The organism is Caulobacter segnis, from assembly GCF_029543125.1.
GTDB classification, from domain to species: domain Bacteria; phylum Pseudomonadota; class Alphaproteobacteria; order Caulobacterales; family Caulobacteraceae; genus Caulobacter; species Caulobacter segnis_D.
On record NZ_JARQWW010000004.1, the window covers coordinates 454009 to 470979 of the forward strand.

Sequence of the window (16971 nt, forward strand, 5' to 3'; positions counted from 1 at the left end):
GGGCCACGAGCATGGCGGCGCCTCGGATCATCCTGGCGACCGCCGGCTCTCTCGGCGACCTGCATCCGTTCCTGGCCCTGGGTGAAGCGCTGAAGGCCAGGGGCGCGCGGGTGCAGATCGCCACCTCGCTCGAATACCAACCCAAGGTCCAAGCCGAGGGCCTGCTCTTTCAGGACGCCAGTCTCGGCCTCGCTGACTTCGAGGCGGAACTCGGCCTCGACCTGGCCGGCATCACCCGCAAGATCGCCCAATCCAACTTCTGGTTCTACGATAACATCGTCCTGCCAAACGCGGCCGCCGGCGCTCGGCGGATGATCGAGCTGGCTGAAGGCGCGGACGTCATCGTCGCCTCATCATTCGCCCTCGGCGCCCAACTGGCGGCGCAGAAACTGGGCCTGCCCTTCGTCTCGGTCGCCCTTTCGCCCATGCTGTTCATGTCGGCGCACGAGCCCACGCCGCTGCCGGGCGCCCCATGGCTGAAACCGCGCACCAGCCGCGCGGGCCTCGCCCTCAATCGGGCCACCCTGAACCTCGGCCGCCTGTTGACACGCGGCTTCACCGAGCGCGTCAACGCCGCCCGCGCGACGCTCGGCCTGCCGCCCAGCCGCGACAACGTGATCTTCGACACGCCCTGGCGCGCCGACCTGGTCCTGGGGCTGTTCTCGCCCGTGCTCGGCGGGCCGCTGCCCGACCACCCCGCCAACACCCACATCACCGGCTATGCCTGCTATGACAGCGAGATGGGCGGTCCCCCGGCGCTGCCGCAAGCGCTGGCCGCCTTTCTCGACGCCGGCGAGCCGCCCATCGTCTTCACCTTGGGCAGCGCGGCTGTCCACATCGCCGATCGTTTCCATGTCGAGGGTCTGGCCGCCGCCCGCGCCCTGAACCGCCGCGCCGTGCTGCTGGTCGGCCCGGACGGCGATCTTGGCCTCACCCGGGGCGCCACGGACGCCATCACCGTCTCCTACGCGCCTTACTCCCTGCTGTTCCCCCGCGCCGCCGCCAACGTCCACCAAGGCGGCGTCGGCACGACCCAGCAGGCCCTGCGCGCCGGCCGCCCCCAACTCGTCGTCCCGCACCTGGGCGACCAATTTGACAATGGCGCGCGGATCGCGGCGCGCGGCGCCGGCGTGGTGCTGAAGCGCGACCGGTTCAAGGCCGGGGCGGCGGCGGAGTCGTTGAGCCGGTTGTTGGGGGACTCGAAGATCGCCGAGCGCGCGGCGGCGGCGGAGGCGCTCAGTGGGGCCGAGAACGGCGCGGCGGTCGGGGCGGACTTGGTGATCGGATTGGCTACTCGCCGCCGAGCCCGCGCCGCCGCCCCCAACCGCTGTCACGCCAGGCATCGTGCCTGGGGCCGGTGACTTTGGCGTCGGCCAGGACCGAGAAGCCGCGAACGTGCCGGGGGCGGGATGAGCGGCTTTTGGGATCGGCCGACCGACCGAGCCAAATCTATTCCGCCTGTTGCATCCGACGCGCCAGGTCGATGTGCTCGGTGGACACGCCGTTGGCGTTGAACTCCGCCGTCAGGGCCGCCAGTTCGCTGGCCGTGCAGGTGTCCTTGATGGTCCGCCAGCCGTCCTGGGTGTAGGCGGCCAGGCCCACCGCGTCGCGGCACTTGCCGCTGGCGTCCGCCTCGCCGCGTCCCCAGTTGGCGGTGAGCAGGAAGACCACCATGAACAGCAGCAGGGCCGCCGCCGCGAGGGAGGCGATCTGACGGACGGGAAAACGGCGTTTTTTCGGCTCGGACATGCGTTTGGCCTTACTCGGCAAGGGCCCAGCTTGACCATGCGGCCAAGCGTCTCCCCCGTCTCATGGCCCGTTGTTCGCCAGCGCTTTGCGCCGCCGCGCGGCTGATGCACAGTGACCTGAACAATGATCAGGGGAACGCCATGCTGACCGTCCACCACCTCAACAACTCCCGCTCGCAGCGCGTGCTCTGGCTGCTGGAGGAGTTGGGCGTCCCCTACGAGATCAAGCACTACCAGCGCGACGCCAAGACCATGCTGGCGCCGCCGGAGCTGAAGGCCGTGCACCCGCTGGGCAAGTCGCCGGTGATCACCGACGGCGACATCACCGTGGCCGAGACCGGCGCCATCGTCGAATACATCCTGGAGACCTACGGCGCCGGCCGCCTGGTCCCGCCGGCCGGCACGGCGGACAAGCGCGCCTACACCCACTGGCTCCATTTCGCCGAGGGGTCGGCCATGCCGCCCCTGCTGATGAAGTTGGTGTTCGGCGTCCTCCCGGAACGCGCCCCGGCCCTGCTGAAGCCGATCGTCAAGGGCATCTCGGCCAAGGCCCAGACCGGCTTCGTCGATCCGCAGTTGAAGGCGCAGCAGGCCTATTGGGAGGACACCCTGTCCAGGTCCGAGTGGTTCGCCGGGCCGGAATTCACCGCCGCCGACGTGATGATGAGCTTCCCGCTGGAGGCCGCGGCCTCCCGCGCCCCCTTCGGGCCGGACAAGCCGAAGCTGACCGCCTTCCTGAAACGCATCCACGCGCGGCCGGCCTATCAGCGGGCGCTGGAGCGCGGCGGGCCCTACGCCTACGCCTGATCGGCGAACCTTCGCCTTGGTGGTGCGTTGAGGGCGGCATGAAACGCACCTCCCTCGCCGGCGGCCTTATACTGGCCGTGATCGCCGCCATCGCGGCGGTCATCGTCCTTGGTCTTTTCTACGTCCTGGGGGCCGCCATCGGAGTCGTGGTGTTCGTGGGGCTTGGGGTCGGACTGATCGGCCTGATCCTATACGGCTACGCCCGTCTGGGCCGCCGCGGGAAAGTCGAGGAAAATCAACCGCCGGTGAAGCTTCCCTGAACAACCCTTGATCCGGGGGGAATGCCCCCCTATCCTCTCAGCCCCCGGACGTCCGCGCCCGCGGCCGGAAATCAAACCCAGGGCGACCCGAGCTAAATCCGCAATGGAAAAAGTCCCGATGACCGCCGGGGGCTACACCGCCCTCGACGAAGAACTGAAGCGTTTGAAGACTGTGGAGCGGCCGAACGTCATCGCCGCCATCGCAGAAGCGCGTTCGCATGGCGATCTCAGCGAAAACGCCGAGTATCACGCCGCGAAGGAGCGCCAGGGCTGGATCGAAGGCCGCATCGCCGAGATCGAGGACAAGATCGCCCGCGCCCAGGTCATCGACGTCTCCAAGCTTTCCGGCACCCAGGTGAAGTTCGGCGCGACCGTCAGCGTCGTCGACGAGGACACCGAGGAAGAGGCCCGCTACCAGATCGTCGGCGAGCATGAGGCCGACGTGAAGTCGGGCCGCGTCTCGATCGCCTCGCCCATCGCCCGCGCCATGATCGGCAAGGAGACCGGCGACGTCGTGGAGGTGAACACCCCCGGCGGCGTGAAGGCCTACGAAATCCTCAAGGTCGAGTGGATCTAGGACCGGACAAGCCGTCCGAACCGCTCGTCATCTGGGCGGTTTCGGACGGACGCGCCGGCATCGAGGCCCAGGCCGTCGGCCTGGCCGAGGCGATCGCTCGCCTCACCCGCGCCCGCATCGTCGTCAAGCGCATCGGCTATCGCGGGAACTGGGGCCGCCTGCCCTGGCGGCTGCACCCCTTCCCGCGCGCCACGCTGAAGCCGGAAAGCGACATCGTCGGCCCCTGGCCCGACATCTGGATCGGCTGCGGCCGCGCCAGCATCCCCCTGTCGATCCGGGTCAAGCGCTGGTCCCGTGGCAAGACCTTCGTGGTCCAGCTGCAGGACCCCAAGGCCCCCTCCCGTCTGTTCGACCTGGTCGCACCGCCCAAGCACGACCGCCTGACCGGCGACAACGTCCTGCCCATCGTCGGCTCGCCCCACCGGGTGACCGCCGCCCGCCTGGCCGCCGAGCACAAGGCCTTCGCCCGCAAGCTGAACCGCCTGCCGCATCCCCGCGTCGCCGTGCTGATCGGCGGCCGGTCCAAAGCCTTCGACCTGTCGCAGACCCGCGCCGCCGGCATCGCCCGCGACCTGGTCCTGCCGCTGGAGCACGACGGCGGCTCGCTGATGATGACCTTCTCGCGCCGCACCCCGGACGAGGCCAAGACCCTGATGACGGCGCGGCTGAAGCACCTGCCCGGCGTGATCTGGGACGGCGAGGGGCCGAACCCCTATTTCGCCTTCCTCGCAGCTGCCGACTACATCTGCGTCACCGAGGACAGCACCAACATGGCGGTCGAGGCCGCCGGCACCGGCAAGCCGGTCTTCGTCCTGAAGATGGACGGCGATAGCCGCAAGTTCCGCGCCTTCCACCAGTCCCTGGAGGACCACGGCGCCGCCCGCCCCTTCGGCGGCCATTTCCACGGCTGGACCTACGCCCCCCTGGCCGAAACCGACCGCCTGGCGGCGGAGGTGCTGGGGCGGATGGGAATCACCTAAGCTCCCGCCGCTGGGCGTTTCGCTCAGGTTGGGGGCGGCTTGGTGGAAAAGAAGGTCCGCATCGTCGGCGGCGGCATGACCGGCATCCTCGCCGCGTTCGAGGCGCATCGCCTGGGCTTTCGCGACATCACCCTGTTCGAGCGCCTGGAAGGCCTCGGCGGCGTCGCCCGCTCGAAGACCGTGGACGGTTTCGACATACGCGACGGCGCCTACTACTTCGGCGACCGCAACGACCCAGCCCGCCGGCTGCTCGAGGCTTATGGCCTGGAGTTCGTTGAATCACCGCTTCGCTACGGCTCGGTCAGTCCCGCCGCGGACGGCGGCATGGTCGCCATGGAGAGTTTCGGCGGCCCGGTCCTGCCCTCGGACACCGTGCATCTGCGCCCGTTAGGAGCCGGCGACAGCCTCGCCGATCGCATCGCCGCCTACCCGGCGTGCATCAACGAGGCGATCGAACGCTACTGCGCCTGGCATGTGGGCGAGGCGGCCTCCGCGCTCCACGTCTCCGCCGTGGCGACCATGGGCCTTCGCCGCGTGTTCCCGGCGGGCTGCAACATCGACGCCTTGGCCGCGCTAAAGCAGGGCGACCCGACCTATGACGACCTCTACGGGATCCCCCGGGAGCTGTGGGGGCGGACCAGCGTCCAGACCGGGGCCATGCCCGTCTCCGGCTATGTGCGCTTCTTCGACGACTGCCGACGCGCCCTCACCTCCGCCGGCGTGAGGGTTTCCGAGGGGACCCTGGTCTCGCCGCGCCAAGCCTTGGCCGAAGTCCCCGAAGAGGAGGTTCTTGTCTGGGCCGGCAACCCCACGCCCTTGTTCAAGGCCATGCACCTGCCAACGCCGCGTCCCCGCGCAAAGCTGTTTCACACCCACGTCTTCCACGCGACCTTCGACGGGCCCGCGCCGTTCTTCCTTCATAACTTCACGGCCCAAGGCGTGGTCTTCCGCGCTTTCCTCTACGAGAGCGCCGGCGAGGTGCTGCTGACCGCTGAATGCGTAGCTGAAGCGGACGACGGCGCCCTGCGGCAGGAACTGCAAAATCTGGTCGGCTTGTTTGGCCGACTGTCGATTGGGAATCAGCTCGCCTCAAGCGTCGCGCCGCGCTGGGGCTACCAGCCGCCCGAATGCGTCAACGCCCTGACCCTCCTGCGCTCGGCACTGAACACACGGTTTGGAACGTCGTTCGTTCCCGGCGCATGGGAGGCCTACGCCAAGGTCGACAAGCTGTCGGAGATTTCGGCAGCCCTGTCGCGCGCCCTGACGCCCGCCGAAACGCGGCTCACCGCCTAGACCGGCTTCCGGAGCCAGTAGTTGTTCCAGACGTGCCGCTCCTTGCGGTCGTTCTTGAACAGGGTGATCCCCTCGCGATTGACGATCTCGAATCCGGCGGCCGTCACCAGCCGCTCGCACTGGGTCTCATCCAGGAACAGGTAGTTGCTGCCCGCATAGGCTCCGGCCCGCTCGTCGAGTGCGTAAAAGCCCTCGCCCAGCTTCACGCCCAGGCCGAAGAACCAGCTCTCGGGATCTCGGAAGTTGATCATCAGCGCGCCGCCCGGCTCCAGCACCTCATAGGCTCGGGCCAGATCAGCCGCGCAGGACTGCGGCGAGGCGATGAAGAACACCCCGTACGCGATGACCACCGACAGGCTGGCCGGGGCGATCTCGGCGTCCTGGAACGGCGTCTCGATCAGCCGCACATCGGTGACACCGCGCTCGGCCAAGCCCTCCTTGGCGGCGGCGAGGGCGTCGGCGCTGAAATCCAGACCCACGGGCGAGAAACCGTAGTCGGCCAGCAGCAGCATGTGCCGGCCGCTGCCGCAGCCGATGTCGAGGGCCGCCTTGCCGGCGTTGGCCGCGCGGTCCGGCGCCATGCGCGCCATGAAGCGGATCACCTCGCTGTCGGGATAGAGCAGCCGGTGCTTGCGGATGGCGTCGCTCCAGAAGTCGCGGCTGCGATCAGCAAGCTGGGTGTCAGAGGCGCTCAATTTCGATCTCCAGAGCCGCGAGGGCTTTCCGCGAATTGGCCAGAGCTTCTTCCGAGTCGCGCCCCGTCGCCATCAACCAGCCCCTGGCCATGGCGTCCGTGCCGGTGCGCAGCACATCCAGCACATCGCCAGGGCGGAGGCGGACCTCAATGTCCAACAGCCCAGGCGTGTCGGGTGTCGCCCCCACCGACAGAACCCGCCCCGGCGGCGTCGGCAGGAAGGCGAAGACCACCGGCCGCCCTTCGCCGGGATGCGGCAGCGGCTTTCCCGTCTCCAAGGCCTTAAGCGCGGCGGTGATCAGGTCGTCGCCGTGGATCGCCGGATAGATTCGGGTGGTGATGTTGTTTCCCGGCGCTCGACCGCTGATCTCGATCAGGCTGGCCCGCCCGGCCGCATCGACCATGACGTCGGCGTTGATCAGGCAATCCGTCAGGCCGATGGCCCGCGCCGCTCCTTCGACCGCTGCTAGTGCCGCCGACGCCTCGTGCGGTACGCGGGCCGGATGGATGTAGGTCAGCTCCTGCCGGCTCGGCGCCGGTGTCATGACCTTCTCTCGGACCAGCAAGCCGGTGAACACGCCAGCGTAGATCGCCGCATCCACCCCATACTCGGTCCCCTGCAGCGCCGCTTCGACAAGCCAGGCCTCGCCCGGCCCGATATGGCCCGAAGCCGCCACGGCTTCGACCTCATCCGCCGTTGCGCAGAGAGCCACGCCCCGGCTGCCCGAACCGAAGGTGGGTTTGACCACGCAAGGGACGCCCACCGCCGCCACGGCCGCCGCCAACTGCTCCGGCCCGTCGATGGCCGCCTGCGCGGCCACCGGGACGCCCGCCGCCGAAAGGATGCCATGGGCCAGGCGCTTGTCAGCGCAGGCCGCCCCCGCATCCGGCTGTATGCCCCGCAGCCCCAGGGCCGCGTTCACCGCCGCCACGGTCGTCAGAAACCGGCCGATCGGCGCGGGCAGAACCGCCTCGACTCCCAAATCGCGCGCGAAGGCGATCACCGCCGCTTTATCCGCCACATCGATGGGCCGGGAGATATCGGCGAGCGCAAACCCCGGCGCGGCGGGATCGCGGTCCACCGCCGCCACCTCCAGCCCCGCCGCCTTGGCGATGCGGATGGGATGCAGTTGTTCGGGACCCGCCCCCACCGCCAGCACGCGCCGCATCACGCCACCTTCCCAATGAGGACTTCAGCCACCCGTCGCGCGCCCTCTCCGTCAACGGTCTCGAACCCCTTCCGGGCCAGGGCGGAAAGCCTCGGGCCATCTTCGGCCAGGGCAAGCACAGCCGAAGCGGCCGTCTCGACTAGTCCCAGATCCGCCGCCACGCCAGCCTGCGCCAATAGCGCCACATAGGGCGCCATATTGCGCCATGAGACGCAGGCCACCGGCCGCCCCAGCACCATGGCCTCGTAGCTCGTCAGCCCACCGAGAGTGACGATCAGGTCGTGCGACAGGATCAGCTCCGACATGGCCTCCGGCGCGTCCACGAAGGTCGCGCCGCGAGCTCGGCGTAGAGCATCCTTGCGCGATTGCGGCATGGCTGGCCCGAGCGCCGCCGTTACTTTCAGGGGACCGTCCGCAAGACTGGCGACCAGAGCCTCTGTCGCCCGCGCCGGATCCGCTCCGCCGAAGGCCAGCAGGACGGTCTCCGCCTTCGCCCCCCACCAGGGGATCGCCGGCCGCGCGGCCGTCACGTCGGACCGCACCATGTGCCAAGCCGCCCCCGCCAATACCTCGACACCCGCCGGCGCGGCAGCCGAAGGCGTCACATCAGTGTCCACCAGAAGGTCGGCGGCGTAGCCGTTGAGACTGTCGTTGATATGGGCCAGGTCCCCGAAACCCAGCGTCCTCGCCCGCGCGGAATCCGCCACGCTCAGACCCAACAGATCGGTGACCAGCAGGCCGCCGCTCCGCGAAGCCAGCACCGCCCAGGCCGCCTCACGACCTTCAACCCACGCGACCTCGCATTTCGCCCGCGAAGCGAACGCCGGATAGGCCTGCGCCGCCTCGACCAACAGCAAAGGCGCTTGCCCTGCATCGACCAAGGCCCGGCACAGAGTGGCGCAACGCGACAGGTGCCCGACGCCGAGGTCCGGGCCGGCGGCGCACCAGACGATCATGGCGCCGGCTTGAAGTCGTCCCAGGTCAGCACCTGGCCCGCCGGCAGGTCGCGGCCGGGCGCCAAACCCAGGACGGACTCCATCTGCATGGGGTTGACGCCCCAGCCGGGACGCAGGGCCGTAAGGTCCTCGGCGGTCACCGGCTGGCCCGCCTTGATCGGCCGCGCCGTCACCAACGAGCGTACGGCGTTGCGCCGCTCGGCGATCTCGCTCTCGGTGACGCCGAGACGCACGCCCCCCAGCGCCGCCTCCATCTCCCGCGTCCCGCGCACCAGGGCGGCGAACTCGGCAGGGTCGGCGCTGAACCAGTGGTCCGGCCCGTCGGCCGCCTTGTTGTAGGTGAAGTGCTTCTCGATCATCCGCGCGCCCAGGGCCACGGCCCCGAGCCCGGCTGTCACGCCGATGGAATGATCTGACAGTCCAACCGCCGCGTCCGGATAGATGCCCTGCAGCGCGGGGATGGAGCGCAGGTTCATCTCGTCCATCGGCGCCGGGTACTGGGCGATGCAGTGCAGCAGCACCAACTCCCTGCAGCCGCCGCGGCGCAGGCGGCTGACCGCCGCGTCCACCTCCGCCAAGGTGTGCTTGCCCGTGGACATGATCACCGGCTGGCCGGTGGCGGCCAGAGCGTCCAGCATCCCGCCGTACTGGATGTCGGACGAGGCGATCTTCCACCCCGGCACGCCCAGCCCGGCGAGGAAGCCGATGCCGTCCAGGCTGAAGGGCGTGGAGAAAATGGTCACGCCCAGGCGCTTGGCTTCGGCAAAGATCGCGGCGTGCGCCTTGCGCGGCAGGGCCAGGCGATCGAACAGCCCGCCGATGGTCTCGGAGCGTTCCTGCTCCTCGGGGCCCCAGGTGATCACCCGCTGCGGGTCGGCCACCAGTTCGGCGGCGGTGTAGGTCTGCAGCTTGACCGCGTCGGCGCCCGCCGCCGCGGCCAGGCGCACCAGCTCCAGGCACTTTTCCGGATCGCCGTCGTGATTGGCTCCGATCTCGGCCACCAGATAGCAGGGCTCGCCCTCGCCGATGTGCCGGTCGCCGAATTTGATCCTGGCCATGAATACGCGCCTCCAGGCCGCGACCATCTGATGAATCGGCGCATCAAACCAGCAAGCAGGTTTGCAGATTGCAAACCCCGACCGCATACCTTTGCCCCATGACCACGGTCGCCATCACCCAGGCGCGGATGACCTCCGAGCGCCTGCCCGGAAAAATCCTGAAGCCGCTGGCCGGCCAGCCGCTTTTGGCGCGGCATCTGGCGCGGCTGTCTCGCGCCGGGCGGATCGATCGGGTTGTGGTCGGTTCTCCGGAAGGGCCCGTGTCCGATCCGATCCGCGCGCTTTGCGCTCCGCTCGGCTTCCCGGTGGTCGATGGCCCCGAAGATGACGTCCTTGCCCGCTTCCTCAACGCCGCCCGCTTCGCCGGGGCGGACATCATCGTCCGCGTCACCTCCGACTGTCCGTTCATCGACCCCGAGCTGGTCGATCTTGTGGTGGCGCGCCGCGCCGAAACTGGGGTCGACTACGCCACGCTCGACGCCCCTGGCGTCTATCCGCGCGGCCTGGACGTAGAGGTTTTCACCCGCGCGGCGTTGGAGACGGCGGCCGCCGAGGCGGCCTCGACCCACGATCGCGAGCACGTCACCCCCTTCATCCGCAACCAGCCTGACCGCTTCACGACACAACGCGTGGCCGCCGACGGAGCTGGCGGCGCCTATCGCCTGTGCGTGGACACACCGGCGGATCTGGCCCTGGCGGAACGCCTCTATGATCACTTCGGCGGTGATGATTTCGGCTGGCGCGAGGTGGTGTCTGTGCTCGACGCCCGCCCGGACTGGGCCGCCCTTAACAGCGACGTGATCCAGAAAGCGGTTTAGGCCCGCCACGACGACTCCAACGGCGGAGAATCTTCGCTACATAGGAGCCATGTCCCAGCCCCGCACCACTCGCTGCCTGATCATTGGTTCAGGCCCCGCCGGCTACACCGCCGCCATCTACGCCGCGCGCGCCCTGCTGAAGCCCGTTCTGATCGCCGGCATCCAGCCGGGCGGCCAGCTGACCATCACCACCGACGTGGAGAACTATCCGGGCTTCGCCGACGTCATCCAAGGTCCGTGGCTGATGGACCAGATGCGCGCCCAGGCCGAGCACGTGGGCACGGAAATGATCAACGACATCGTCCTGTCGGTGGACCTGTCCAAGCGTCCCTTCCACGTGAAGTGCGACAGCGGCGAGGAGTGGCTGGCCGAGACCCTGATCATCGCCACCGGCGCCCAGGCCAAGTGGCTGGGCATCGAGAGCGAGGCCAAGTTCCAGGGCTTTGGCGTTTCGGCCTGCGCCACCTGCGACGGTTTCTTCTATCGCGGCAAGGAAGTGGTCGTGGTCGGCGGCGGCAACACCGCCGTTGAAGAGGCGCTGTTCCTGACTAACTTCGCCAGCAAGGTCACCCTGGTTCACCGCAAGGACGAGCTGCGCGCCGAACGCATCCTGCAGGAGCGCCTGCTGGCCCACCCGAAGATCGAGGTGGTCTGGGACAGCGTCCTCGACGAGGTGAAGGGCGAAAGCGATCCGATGGGCGTCACCGGTGTCCGTCTGAAGAACATCAAGACCGACGAAACCCGCGACCTGGCCTGCGACGGCGTGTTCATCGCCATCGGCCACGCCCCAGCTTCGCAGCTCTTCGCTGGCCAGCTGGAGATGGACTCCAGCGGCTATCTGAAAGTGAAGGCGGGCACGGCATCGACCGCCGTAAAGGGTGTCTACGCCGCCGGCGACGTCACCGACGACGTCTATCGCCAAGCGGTCACCGCCGCCGGCATGGGCTGCATGGCCGCGCTGGAGGCCGTGCGCTTCCTGGCCGAGGAAGATCACGCCAAGGCCAACCACCCGATCAGCCACGCCGAGGCCGAGAAGATCGGAGCCTGGTAGGGCTTACTGCGGCTTCGGCGGCGCGGTGCTGATCGGCGCGCCCGGGTCAGCCTCCGCCGAAGGCCGCATGCGCTCCTCCAGCGCCTTCAGCCGCGCATTGATCTGCTCCATCTCCTCCGGCGTCGCCTGACGACGCCCGGCGAGCGTGGTGCGCACGCGGGTGCGCATGCCGTCCGGCGCGGCGGCGTCAGGAACCTGAACCACCTCGATGCGTCCGGTCGGGCCGGGAATGGTCACGACCTTGGTGCCCACCGCCTTGCCGTCCACCACCATGGAGCCCGGCGTCGGGTTCTGGATTCGGGCGTCGAAACCGGTCAGCACCGCCGGATCAAGCTTGAGCTCGCCGCCGGCGTAGCGGCCGGTAAAGGCTGCCGGCTCACCCGACGGCCCCGTCCAGCGATAGAAGATGTGCGCTCCGATCTGGCGCAGCTTGACCAGGGTCGGCGCCCAATACGGCGCGACGTAGTCGGCGTGATAGTGCGTCGCCGTCCCCACGCTCTTCAGCACAAATCCGTTCAGGGCCCGGCGAGCCACCGCCTGGGCCTGGGCATATATGGCCGGATTCAGGGGCCGGGCCAGCGATCCGTCGCAAGTGAAGCTGAACTGGCAGCCGGTGGTGCGCTGGGAGCCCTCGAACACCACGCCGCAGACGGACTTGGGATAGCCCGGGTGGCGCATGCGGTTGAGCACCGTCTGGGCCACGGCCTGCTGGCCTTCCAGCGGCTCATAGGCCGCCTCGAAATAGACGGCCTGGGACAGGCATTGCAGGGCCCGGTCCCGCTCCGCCCCGCCAGCCTTCAGCACAAAGGGGCGGGCCGGGGCCGGCGGTAGAGGCGCGGCGGCCTTGAAGGCGTTGATCTTGCGGGCGGTGTCGAAGTCGATCGTGGTCAGGGCCAGGGTCGGCAGGGTCTTGAGATCGAGACGCTCCCAGCCGGGAACCCGTCCCCAGTAGTCCAGGCGGGGAACCGGATCATGCCGTCGCGCCACGGCCAGGGCCGCATCGTCCATGTCGGCGGTCAGGCGGCCGAAGGCTCGGTCGGACAGGCCGCGCGCCGTGGCGGCCACGCCCTCCGCCTTGCCCGATCCCCGGGCCAGGTAATAACGGCTCGCGCACGCGCCCAGCCCGACCACGGCGGTGACCGCCGCGGCGAGAGCGAGCCCCTTGGCCAGGCGCGCGCGCAGAAGCCTATTTCCCGTCGAGGGTCGCGCGGATCATCCAGGCATGCTTTTCGTGGGCAGCCAGACGTTGGGTGATCAGATCGACCGTGGCCTCGTCGCCAGCTTCCTCCGCGGGCTCGACGGCCGAGCGCAGGGTGGCGATCAGGGCTTCGTTGTCCTTGAGAAGCTCGGTCAGCATCGCTTCCCAGCCGTTCTCCGGATCACCGTCGCGGATGGAGGAAAGGTTGCCGAACGCGCCGTAGCCCATGGGAGCCGCCACCCCGAGCGCGCGCAGGCGTTCGGCGATGGTGTCGAGCGCCGTCCACTCTTCAGTGTATTGGCCTTCCAGCAGCACGTGCAGCGACTGGAAATACGGGCCGCGGATGTTCCAGTGGTAGCCGTGGGTCTTCAGATAGACGCCGTAGCTGTCGGCCAGCACCTTGGACAGGGCCTCGCCGATCGCCTTGCGTTGAGCGTCGGTGAACCCCGTGTTGATCTTGGCCGGCATAGGTATCTCCTCTGTTGCATCGCTAAGGTATGGTCGTCCATCTTGGTGACAAGATGTAGCAGGGCGGAAGCTGCGCTTTCGGAGGTAAAACGCCCGAATGTCGAGGGACGGCGCCCGCAAGCCCGCGTTTCGACCAGAACTCCTGGCGATGCGGCTGGCTCCCATCCGATCGCCGGGATTTCTGGGCGGATTCGCCGTAACCGCCGCATCCGTCGGCGGGGCGTTTCTGCTCTATCTCGTGGTCGCCGGCATCTCGACCGGGATCAGCCCCACCCAAGCCTTCTTTCCAGCCCTGATCGTCGCCACCCTTTATGGCGGCTGGCGCTGGGGCGCCGTTTGCATCGCGGCTGGCGCGGCGGTGACCTGGTGGCGATGGGTGGGCGGCACGGGTCAGGCTCTGACCGCCTTGCAGCAGGGCGCGCTCATTCTCTACCTGCTCGCGGCGGCTCTCACCGCCGCCGCGGCGGAGGCCTTGAGGGTCACCATCATCCGTCTGGATGAAGCGACCCGCGCCCGCACGAACGCCGAACAGGCCCTCACCGCCAGCGAGACCCGCCTGCAGTTGGCCCAGGCGGCCGTCGGCCTGGGGGTCTGGGAATGGAACCTCGCCACCAGCGAGATCCACTGGTCCTCGGGCTTCCGTCGCAATGTCGGCATCGGTCCGACGGAGACCCCGAGCTTCGAGGGCTTCCTGGCGCACATCGACGAGGCCGACCGCGAACGGGTGCGCCACGGCGTGCTGTCCGCGATCGAGAAGGGCGGTGTCTACGAGATCGAATACCGCCTGACCCAACCCGCCGGCTCCGGCGAACGCTGGCTGCACAGCCGGGGCGAGGTCACCGACGATCCGGAGACCGGCCGCCGCCTGATCGGGGTGAATTTCGACGTGACTGACCGGCGCGCCGCCGAAGCCGGCCTGCGTGAGAGCGAGGCCCGCTTCCGCGCCCTGGCCGACAGCGCCCCGGCCCTGATGTGGGTGTCGCGCCTGGGCGGCAGGCGCGAGTTCGTCAACCGCGCCTATGTTGAGTTCGCGGCCATGGATTTCGAGGCTGCCCTCGATCTGGACTGGCGCGACGTGCTGCACCCCGACGACCTGCCTCGCATCCTCAACGAGCAGGTGGCGGGCGAAGGGTCCATGAAGCCCTTTTCACTGGAGGCCCGCTATCGCCGCGCCGACGGCGAATGGCGTTGGCTGAAATCCTATTCCCAGCCGCGCTACGGTCCAGGCGGCGAGTTCATCGGCTTCATCGGCATCGGCTTCGACATCACCGAGGCCAAGCAGGCGCAACTACAACTGGCTCAGGTGAACCTGTCTCTCACTGAGCGGACCGAGGTGGCCCTGGCCGAACGCGACGCCGCCCAGGCCGCCCTGATCCAGGCCCAGAAGCTTGAGGCGGTGGGCCAACTTACCGGCGGGGTGGCCCACGACTTCAACAACCTGCTGACCGTGGTCATCGGCGCGCTCGACATCGTGCTGAAGCATCCCGAGGACGCGCGCCGCCGCGAGCGCCTGGTCGAGGCCGCCATGTCCGCCGCCCGTCGGGGCGAGCGCCTGACCCAGCAGCTCCTGGCCTTCTCGCGCCGGCAGCCTCTGCGGCCGGAAGTGCTGAACGCCGACGCCCTGATCACCGAGCTGGAGCCCCTGCTGCGCCGGGCCATCGGCGAAGCGGTGGCCTTGGAGCTGGCCATGGACGCCGAGAGCTGCGCCGCTCGCATCGACGCCAGCCAGTTCGAGGCGGCTTTGCTGAACCTCGCTGTCAACGCTCGCGACGCGGCGCCCAGCGGCCGCATCACCATCAGCACCGAATGCCTGAAGGAGCCCCCCATCGGCGGCCTGCCCGCCGGGCCATATCTGAAGATTTCGGTCCATGACGACGGCCAGGGGATGGACGCCGAGACCGCCGCCCGGGTGTTCGAACCGTTCTTTACCACCAAGCCGGTGGGCAAGGGCACCGGCCTTGGCCTGTCGCAAGTTTATGGCTTCGCCAAGCAGAGCGGCGGCGGCGTGACCATCGACAGCGCCCCGGGCGAAGGGGCCACCGTCTCCCTGCTGCTGCCCATGGTCAGCGAGCCGGTCCGGGTGGTGGAGACTTCAGCGACGCCGGACACCCCACGCCCGCAGGCCAGCCTCACCGTCTTGCTGGTGGAGGACGACCATGACGTGGGCGAGCTGGTGGAGACGATGTTGGCCGAGCTGGGCCACACCGTGATCCGCGCCGACCATGTGGATGCGGCCCTGCATGTTGCGGCCTCGACCCCGGAGGTCGGACTGGTGATCACTGACGTGATCATGCCTGGCGGCGCCAGCGGCGTGGACTTGGCCCGCGCCCTTGCCGAGCAGCGGCCAGATCTGCCAGTTGTGCTGTCCAGCGGCTACACCGGCGAAACCCTGGCCCTGGCCGAGGCCGCGCCTTGGCCTCTGCTACGCAAGCCCTACGCCCTCGACGCCCTGGCCGCCGCCATCTCTCAGGCAATGGAAAAGTCGCAGCCCGCCAGCGCCTCGGCCTGAGCCAGCCAAGCCTTTTTGATTCGCCCCTCTTTCCGGAACCCGGTTTGACGTTTATATGTCTTAAACGACTTTTGCTCACTTTCAGCATAAGTCGGGCGCCGGCGCTCTCGGCCCGGCGTTTTTTGTGGCCCCACTAATGCTCACTTTGAGCATAAGGAGGATGGACATGGCCGACGGTTCCGCCCACCTGGTCTTCACCCCCGAGGTCGAAGCCCTCACCGCTCCCGCGTGGGAGAAGGTGAAGTCCCATGTCAGCCCCCTGGAATGGCGTCTGCACGCGCCGTTGATCGCGGAGATCAACCGGCTGAAGCGCGAGAAGAACGCCGCCATCCTGGCCCACAACTACATGACGCCCGAGATCTTCCACGGGGTCGGCGACTTCGTGGGCGATAGCCTGGCCCTGGCCAAGGAGGCCGCCAAATCGGACGCCGCCGTCATCATCCAGGCCGGCGTCCACTTCATGGCCGAGACCTCCAAGGTCCTGTCGCCGGACAAGAAGGTGCTGATCCCGAACCTGGAGGCCGGCTGCTCGCTCGCCTCGTCGATCACCGGCGCCGACGTGGCGCTGATCAAGCAGCGCTATCCGGGCATTCCGGTTGTCACCTATGTGAACACTACCGCCGACGTGAAGGCCGAGACCGACATCTGCTGCACCAGCGCCAACGCCGTGCAGGTGGTCGAGTGGGCCGCCAAGGAATGGGGCGTGGATCGGGTCATCCTGATCCCCGACGAGTTCCTGGCCCGCAACGTCGCCCGCCAGACCGACGTGAAGATCATCGCCTGGGCCGGCCGCTGCGAGGTGCATGAGCGCTTCACCGCCGAGGACATCCTGGAGATCAAGGCCGCCTATCCGGGCGCCGAGGTCCTGGCCCACCCCGAATGCCCGGCCGAGGTGCTGGAGGTGTCGGACTTCGCCGGCTCCACCGCCGCCATGAACGACTATGTGGTGTCCAAGAAGCCGAAGCAGGTGGTCCTGATCACCGAGTGCTCCATGGCCGACAACGTCGCCGCCGACGCGCCGGACACCGAGTTCGTCCGCCCCTGCAACCTGTGCCCGCACATGAAGCGGATCACCCTGCAGAACATCTACGACGCCCTGGTCAATGACGAGTTCGAGGTGACGGTCGATCCCGCCATCGCCGACCGCGCCCGCCTGGCCGTCCAGCGGATGATCGACCTGCCGCCCCCGGCTCAGCCGGCCCGCTACGACCTGGTCAAGGCGCGCCACCATGTGGATGTGGAGCTGATCTGACATCTCTAAATCCTCCCCCTCAGGGGGAGGTGTCCCGTAGGACGGAGGGGGCCGGGGCCCCCCCCCCCCCGCCCGGGGGCCCCCCCCCCGCGGGGGGGCTGGGTTTTGTGGGGGGGGCCCCGGGCGCCGCAAA

General features: G+C 68.7%; 17 protein-coding genes. 10 read left to right on the forward strand and 7 right to left on the reverse strand.

What is annotated here, in order from left to right; genetic code table 11:
* Positions 1-11: 11 nt before the first annotated feature.
* Entirely contained in the window at positions 12-1361 is a 1350-nt protein-coding gene (locus tag P7B02_RS14885) for a glycosyltransferase (protein ID WP_277787127.1), read from the forward strand.
* 88 nt (positions 1362-1449) lie between these two features.
* Here the strand turns inward: P7B02_RS14885 and P7B02_RS14890 are convergent, their stop codons facing one another.
* Complete coding sequence (locus P7B02_RS14890) at positions 1450-1749, reverse strand: hypothetical protein (RefSeq protein WP_277787128.1); 300 nt, start codon at positions 1747-1749, stop codon at positions 1450-1452.
* 140 nt (positions 1750-1889) lie between these two features.
* Here P7B02_RS14890 and P7B02_RS14895 point away from each other — a divergent pair, with 140 nt between their 5' ends.
* From P7B02_RS14895 to P7B02_RS14915, 5 genes are all read left to right on the forward strand, one after another.
* Positions 1890-2555 (forward strand): glutathione S-transferase family protein, encoded by a 666-nt coding sequence (locus P7B02_RS14895; protein ID WP_277787129.1) that lies wholly within the window; start codon positions 1890-1892, stop codon positions 2553-2555.
* A 38-nt stretch (positions 2556-2593) separates the two neighbouring features.
* Complete coding sequence (locus P7B02_RS14900) at positions 2594-2815, forward strand: hypothetical protein (protein ID WP_277787130.1); 222 nt, start codon at positions 2594-2596, stop codon at positions 2813-2815.
* A 103-nt stretch (positions 2816-2918) separates the two neighbouring features.
* The gene (gene greA, locus P7B02_RS14905) at positions 2919-3392 is read left to right on the forward strand and encodes a transcription elongation factor GreA (protein WP_277787131.1); all 474 of its coding nucleotides are present in this window, start codon (positions 2919-2921) and stop codon (positions 3390-3392) included.
* Positions 3383-4372, forward strand: a complete 990-nt coding sequence (locus tag P7B02_RS14910) for a mitochondrial fission ELM1 family protein (RefSeq protein ID WP_277787132.1) — start codon at positions 3383-3385, stop codon at positions 4370-4372. The genes greA and P7B02_RS14910 overlap by 10 nt, the downstream gene beginning before the upstream one ends.
* Before the next feature lie 42 nt (positions 4373-4414).
* Positions 4415-5665, forward strand: coding sequence for an NAD(P)/FAD-dependent oxidoreductase (locus P7B02_RS14915; protein WP_277787133.1), 1251 nt, complete (start codon positions 4415-4417; stop codon positions 5663-5665).
* Here the strand turns inward: P7B02_RS14915 and P7B02_RS14920 are convergent.
* The 4 genes from P7B02_RS14920 to P7B02_RS14935 are packed head-to-tail and all read right to left on the reverse strand — an operon-like array spanning position 5662 to position 9542.
* Positions 5662-6360 (reverse strand): class I SAM-dependent methyltransferase, encoded by a 699-nt coding sequence (locus P7B02_RS14920; RefSeq protein ID WP_277787134.1) that lies wholly within the window; start codon positions 6358-6360, stop codon positions 5662-5664. The genes P7B02_RS14915 and P7B02_RS14920 overlap by 4 nt on opposite strands.
* Positions 6347-7528 carry an ATP-grasp domain-containing protein gene (locus tag P7B02_RS14925; RefSeq protein WP_277787135.1) on the reverse strand — a complete coding sequence of 394 codons (1182 nt, stop codon included), beginning with the start codon at positions 7526-7528 and terminating at the stop codon, positions 6347-6349. The genes P7B02_RS14920 and P7B02_RS14925 overlap by 14 nt, the downstream gene beginning before the upstream one ends.
* The gene (locus tag P7B02_RS14930; RefSeq protein ID WP_277787136.1) at positions 7528-8484 is read right to left on the reverse strand and encodes a hypothetical protein; all 957 of its coding nucleotides are present in this window, start codon (positions 8482-8484) and stop codon (positions 7528-7530) included. Before P7B02_RS14930 ends, P7B02_RS14925 begins: the two co-directional genes overlap by 1 nt.
* Positions 8481-9542 (reverse strand): N-acetylneuraminate synthase family protein, encoded by a 1062-nt coding sequence (locus P7B02_RS14935; protein ID WP_277787137.1) that lies wholly within the window; start codon positions 9540-9542, stop codon positions 8481-8483. The genes P7B02_RS14930 and P7B02_RS14935 overlap by 4 nt, the downstream gene beginning before the upstream one ends.
* Before the next feature lie 98 nt (positions 9543-9640).
* On the opposite strand from P7B02_RS14935, the gene P7B02_RS14940 reads away from it, so the two are divergent.
* Both P7B02_RS14940 and trxB read left to right on the forward strand, forming a co-directional pair.
* Positions 9641-10360, forward strand: coding sequence for a glycosyltransferase family protein (locus P7B02_RS14940; protein ID WP_277787138.1), 720 nt, complete (start codon positions 9641-9643; stop codon positions 10358-10360).
* A 49-nt stretch (positions 10361-10409) separates the two neighbouring features.
* Positions 10410-11411: a thioredoxin-disulfide reductase gene (gene trxB, locus P7B02_RS14945; RefSeq protein WP_277787139.1), complete on the forward strand. Its 1002-nt coding sequence runs from the start codon at positions 10410-10412 to the stop codon at positions 11409-11411.
* A gap of 3 nt (positions 11412-11414) precedes the next feature.
* Here trxB and P7B02_RS14950 read toward each other — a convergent pair whose 3' ends face one another.
* Both P7B02_RS14950 and P7B02_RS14955 read right to left on the reverse strand, forming a co-directional pair.
* Complete coding sequence (locus P7B02_RS14950) at positions 11415-12542, reverse strand: cell wall hydrolase (RefSeq protein WP_277787140.1); 1128 nt, start codon at positions 12540-12542, stop codon at positions 11415-11417.
* 55 nt (positions 12543-12597) lie between these two features.
* The gene (locus P7B02_RS14955) at positions 12598-13077 is read right to left on the reverse strand and encodes a Dps family protein (protein ID WP_277787141.1); all 480 of its coding nucleotides are present in this window, start codon (positions 13075-13077) and stop codon (positions 12598-12600) included.
* Positions 13078-13225: 148 nt separating this feature from the next.
* On the opposite strand from P7B02_RS14955, the gene P7B02_RS14960 reads away from it, so the two are divergent.
* Positions 13226-15586, forward strand: a complete 2361-nt coding sequence (locus tag P7B02_RS14960; RefSeq protein WP_277787142.1) for a hybrid sensor histidine kinase/response regulator — start codon at positions 13226-13228, stop codon at positions 15584-15586.
* Between the two features lie 166 nt (positions 15587-15752).
* A complete protein-coding gene (gene nadA, locus P7B02_RS14965) occupies positions 15753-16838 on the forward strand; it encodes a quinolinate synthase NadA (protein ID WP_431355818.1) in 1086 nt (361 codons plus the stop codon).
* Positions 16839-16971: the final 133 nt, after the last annotated feature.